Source organism: Nonomuraea lactucae, from assembly GCF_003313395.1.
Classification (GTDB): domain Bacteria; phylum Actinomycetota; class Actinomycetes; order Streptosporangiales; family Streptosporangiaceae; genus Nonomuraea; species Nonomuraea lactucae.
This window is the reverse complement of record NZ_QNFZ01000011.1, coordinates 1-4472: the sequence shown is the minus strand read 5'-3', so window position 1 is coordinate 4472 and position 4472 is coordinate 1. Positions and strand designations below refer to the sequence as shown.

Genomic DNA, 4472 nt, shown 5'->3' with positions numbered 1-4472 from the left:
CCACACCCCCGCCCGCGGGCGCGGCCCTGTCCGGGACCACGGACCGGCCCGTGACGACCCCACCTGAGGGCGCGGGCGCGTCTGCGACCGATGGCGCCGCGGGGTTCGGGCCGGGAGGAGGGCGCGAGGGGCGGATGCGGATCGCGCCGGGCACCGGCGACAACATGGCCGCCGCGCTGGGTGTCGGGGCGCGGCCCGGGGACGTGGTGGTGTCGATCGGCACGTCGGGCACCGTGTTCGCGGTCTCCGACGTGCCCAGCGCCGACCCGAGCGGGGCGGTCGCCGGGTTCGCCGACGCCACGGGGCGCTTCCTCCCGCTGGTCTGCACGCTGAACGCCGCCCGGGTGATGGACGCGGCGGCCCGCCTCGCCGGCGTGGACCTCGACCGGCTCGGCGACCTGGCACTGCAGGCGCCGCCGGGCGCGGGCGGGCTCACGATGGTGCCCTACCTGGAGGGCGAGCGCACCCCCAACCACCCCACGGCCACCGGCTCGCTCCACGGCCTGACCCTGGCCACCTCGACCCCCGCCCACCTGGCGCGGGCCTCGATCGAGGGCATGCTGTGCGGCCTCGCCGACGCCCTCGACGCGCTCGGCGTGGCCCCAGAGCGGGTGCTGCTGATCGGGGGAGGCGCCCGCTCGGAGGCGGTCCGCCGCATCGCCCCGACGATCTTCGGCCGTTCCGTCCTCGCGCCGCCGCCGGGGGAGTACGTGGCCGACGGAGCCGCCTACCAGGCCGCCTGGCTCCTCGACGGCGAAGTCGACTGGGCGTCCCAGGAAGCGGCCGTGTACAAGGGCGCTCCGGTGCCGGAGATCCGCGCCCGCTACGCGGCGGCGGCCCCGCACGTACTGACCCGGCCGAGTTAGTCCCGGCCGGACGGCGGCGAGACGTCGCCGTGGGGAGGCGGGCTCCGCTGCGTCGGGGAAACCCCTAGGGGACCCCGGGGGCGGATCAGGGATCCGGTGGGGGTGGGCCGGATGCCGGGGGAGGGGGCGGGACGCGAGGGTTGGTGCATGACCGGAGTGAGGGCGAGGTTGTCGCCGGGGATGTGGGCGCTGGGCGCGTGCGTCTCGATCGGGTTCTCGGTGGTGGCTGTCGTGGTCGGGCAGTTCGGCCCGGACCCCTACCTCGACCCGCTGAACGTGACCGTGAGCGAGTACGCCGTGGCTGACCGCGGGGGCGTCACGGAGGTCGCGATGGCGGTGATGGGCCTCGGGTCGCTGGTGTTGCTGGGCGGGCTGCGGGCGGCGGGCGCTCCGGTGCGGGGGTTTCCGGAGCGGCTGCTGCTGGTCTGGTCGGTGGCGCTGGTGGTGGCGGCGGTCGTGCCGACCACGCCGATCGGCGCGGACCTGACGGTGACCGCGCAGGTTCACCGGTACGCGTCGGTGGCGGCGTTCGTCAGCCTGCCGCTGGCGGCGGCGCTGATGGTGCCGCGGCTGGCCGCCGCCGAGGAGTGGAAGCCGGTCGCCAGGGTGGTGGAGTGGCTGGCGCTGGCCGGGGGGTTCGGGCTGCTGGCGATCACGTACGTGGCGCTGCCGGGCGAGCGGGTGCTGATCGGCCTGGTGGAGCGGTTGCTGCTGGGCGCGGAGGTGGCCGTGCTGGGGGTTCTGGCCGCCTGGCTGGTACGGCTGGCGTGGGCCCGAGCCACGTCCGAGGAGCCCGCTAATTTCCAGACATATCACAGAATTATCGCTAGTTGATCTTAATCTGACCTGTTTCGGTGCTATTCTCTCCGGCGATCTTCTATCCGGGAGCAGGTACCATGGCATCGGGCAGATCCATCAGGTTCAAGATCTCGACACTGCTCGTCATCCCCCTGGTCTCCCTGGTCGTGCTCTGGGTCTTCGCGGCGAGCACCACCTTCGGCGACGCCTTCGGCCTCTTCAAGGCGCAGACCCTCTGGAGCGGCGTCCTCAAGCACGCCAACGCGCTCGTCGGAGAGCTCCAGCAGGAACGCCTCGCCTCCGCCGAACGGTTGGGCGGCATCGTCGCCGACCCGGCCCCGCTCGCGGGGGCCCGCGCCAGGACCGACCAGGTGCGGACCAGGCTCACCGATGCGGTCCGGCAGGAGAGCAGCCAGGCGGCGATGACGCCCCAGATGCGGGGGCGGGTGAAGGACGCCCTGGACGCGATCGAGCGGCTGCCGGACATCAGGCGCCAGGTCGACAGCGGCAGGATGAGCGCCGTGACCCTGGTCAGGGAGTATTCGTCCGTCTCCGACCTGGTCCACTACGTCTACTCGCTGTTCGCGATCACCACCGACGCGGACCTGACCCGCCAGACGTACGGCATGGTGCTCACCGACGAGGTGCGGGAGATGATGAGCCGCGAGAACGCCCTCATCGTCGCCGCGAACGGCAAGCTCTCGACGAAGGACGTGCACCTGCTGATCGAGGTCGACGGGGCGCGTACGCACCTGCTTTCCACGGCGATGGCCAACCTGGACCCCGACCTGCGGGCCCCGTTCGAGAAGGTCATCGCATCCTCCCGCTACGCCACGATGCAGCGGGCGCTGGACTCGTACATCGCGGGCGAGCCCGTCAACGTGCTCATGTGGCGCGAGCTGGCCGACCCGGTGATGCAGGACTACATCACCGCCTTCCGCAGCGGCGCCGGCAAGCTGTTCCTCCAGATCAAGCCGGCCGCTGTCGAGATCTTCGTGCGCGCCGCGGTGGCGGGCGTGCTCGGGCTGATGGCGGTCGTGGTCTCCGTCATCGTGTCGATCCGCGTCGGCCGGCGTGTCACCCTCGACCTCGGTAGGCTGCGCCGCGGCGCGCTCGACCTGGCCGAGATCAGGCTGCCCGGCGTGGTGGAACGGCTGCGCAAGGGCGAGCCGGTGGACGTGGAGGCCGAGGCGCCGCCCATCACGGTGGCCGACAAGGCGACCAGCGAGGTCGCCGACCTGGCGGCGGCGTTCGACAGCGTGCAGCGCACCGCCGTGGACACGGCGGTCGAGCAGGCCCGGCTGCGCGAGGGCGTCGCCCAGGCGCTGCGCAACCTGGCCAGGCGCAGCCAGTCGCTGCTGCAGCGCCAGCTCAAGCTCCTCGACGACATGCAGCGCGAGACCGAGGAGCCCGAGGCGCTGGAACGGCTGTTCAAGCTCGACCACCTGACCACCCGCATGCGCCGCCACGCGGAGGGACTGGTGCTGCTGTCCGGCGGCGCGGCCGGGCGGCGCTGGCGCGGCGTCATCTCGGTCGAGGACGTGCTGAACGGCGCCGCCGCGCAGGTCGAGGAGTACACCCGGGTCCGGGTCTACCCGATGCCCGAGTACGGCTTCTCCGGCACGGCCGTGGCGGACCTCATGCACCTGTTCGCCGAGCTGATCGAGAACGCCACCACGTTCTCCTCGCCCGGCAACGAGGTGTCCATCCGCGGCGAGCTGGTGGGCCGGGGCTTCGCCGTCGAGGTCGAGGACCGCGGCCTCGGCATGCCCGCGGAGATCCGCCGCCTCATCAACGAGCGGCTCGCCAGCCCGCCCGACTTCGACCCGTCGCAGACCGAGCAGCTGGGGTTCGCGGTGGTCGGCATGCTCGCGGCCCGGCACGGCATCTCGGTGACGGTCAAGCCCTCCCCGTACGGCGGGACCACCGCGATCGTCCTGGTGCCCGCGACTCTGGTCGAGATGCTGCCGCTCCCGGTCGAGATGCCCGAGCTCGAGACGGTGTCCGTCTCGGTGGTCAGGGACGACGCGGCCCAGATCGGCGCGTCCGGGGATGCCTCGGGCCTGTATGGCGCGTCCGGGGATGCCTCGGGCCTGATGGACGGCGCGCCAGGGTCCGACTCACCGGAGAGGCGCGGAGCGGGCCCCGGCGGGCTGCCGCGCCGGATCCGGACCTCCAGGCGCGGACCGGCGCCGCAGCAACAGCCCCAGCCGCAACTCGGGCCGCAGCAGGACTCGGGACCGGAACTGCCGCGCCGGCAACGCAAGGCCAACCTGGCCCCGCAGCTCAGGGAGCAGGAGCTCGCGGCACCGGACGAGCGCTCGCCCGAGGAGACCAGGGCGCTGCTCTCCTCCCTCCAGTCGGGCTGGCAACGCGGGCGGCAGGACAGCGATCAGGATGGGGGATCTCAGTCGTGAGCCGCGAGCACGAGTGGGTCGACGAGGAGGCCGGGCCGGTCGTACGGCCGTACGCGGTCGCCCGTGGCCGCACCAGATCGTCCGCTCCCCGGATCGACCTGCTGGCGAGCGTCGCCGCGAGCGGACTCCCGGTGCCCGCCAAGGCGGAGCTGAGCGTCCAGCACCGGCGGCTGATCGGCTGCGTCACCGGCCAGAGCAGACCGCTCGTGGAGGTGGCCGCCGAGCTGGACCTGCCGGTGGGCGTGGTCCGGGTGCTCCTCGGCGACCTGCTCCACCACGGGCTGGTCACGGTACGGCCGCCGTTTTTTAATGATACGGCGACCACCGAGAACCTGCTCCAGGAAGTGATCAACGGCCTGAAGGCCCTCTAGAGGCGGCTAGCCGGCCGCGG

4 protein-coding genes are annotated in these 4472 nt (G+C 72.9%); all 4 read left to right on the top strand.

All coding sequences use genetic code 11. The features are described from left to right. A partial coding sequence (locus DQW85_RS00700; RefSeq protein ID WP_275888154.1) for an FGGY-family carbohydrate kinase occupies positions 1-866 on the top strand: 866 nt, incomplete at its 5' end. A gap of 147 nt (positions 867-1013) precedes the next feature. Further along, positions 1014-1700 carry a DUF998 domain-containing protein gene (locus DQW85_RS00695; RefSeq protein ID WP_113698549.1) on the top strand — a complete coding sequence of 229 codons (687 nt, stop codon included), beginning with the start codon at positions 1014-1016 and terminating at the stop codon, positions 1698-1700. Between the two features lie 62 nt (positions 1701-1762). Continuing rightward, the gene (locus DQW85_RS00690; protein WP_113698548.1) at positions 1763-4081 is read left to right on the top strand and encodes a sensor histidine kinase; all 2319 of its coding nucleotides are present in this window, start codon (positions 1763-1765) and stop codon (positions 4079-4081) included. Next, the gene (locus DQW85_RS00685; RefSeq protein ID WP_113698547.1) at positions 4078-4452 is read left to right on the top strand and encodes a DUF742 domain-containing protein; all 375 of its coding nucleotides are present in this window, start codon (positions 4078-4080) and stop codon (positions 4450-4452) included. The genes DQW85_RS00690 and DQW85_RS00685 overlap by 4 nt, the downstream gene beginning before the upstream one ends. The last annotated feature ends 20 nt before the right edge of the window (positions 4453-4472 follow it).

Coding starts and splice junctions, on each gene's coding strand:
- DQW85_RS00695 (WP_113698549.1), top strand. CDS start 1,014: ATGACCGGAGTGAGGGCGAGGTTGTCGCCGGGGATGTGGGCGCTGGGC.
- DQW85_RS00690 (WP_113698548.1), top strand. CDS start 1,763: ATGGCATCGGGCAGATCCATCAGGTTCAAGATCTCGACACTGCTCGTC.